The sequence below is a fragment of the Roseomonas acroporae genome (assembly GCF_023223525.1).
GTDB lineage: Bacteria > Pseudomonadota > Alphaproteobacteria > Acetobacterales > Acetobacteraceae > Roseomonas_E > Roseomonas_E acroporae.
Genome location: NZ_JALPRX010000285.1, coordinates 1 through 231, shown reverse-complemented (window position 1 = coordinate 231; position 231 = coordinate 1). Strand labels below are relative to the sequence as shown.

Annotated in this window: 1 protein-coding gene; it reads right to left on the bottom strand. The window is 63.2% G+C overall.

Annotated features, from left to right (window positions below; all coding sequences use genetic code 11):
• Window positions 1-231, bottom strand: a 231-nt coding sequence (locus M0638_RS28545; RefSeq protein ID WP_248670346.1) for a glycoside hydrolase family 16 protein, incomplete at both ends; no start/stop codon positions are given.

Genomic DNA, 231 nt, shown 5'->3' with positions numbered 1-231 from the left:
GAAGTACCAGGTGATCTTGTCCGGCGTCCAGGACAGCCCGTAGGTATGGAACGCGTCCGACATGCTGCCGACCGGCGTGCCGATCGTCTGCCCCGAATTGACGTAATGGATGCTGGAATAGATGGTGTACGGGTCGTTGGCGGCCACCTCGATGATGTCGATCTCGGGCGGCCAGCTACCGTCGCTCGGCGTCAGCCAGAAGGAGGAGAAGGCACCCTGCTGCGCGGGGAG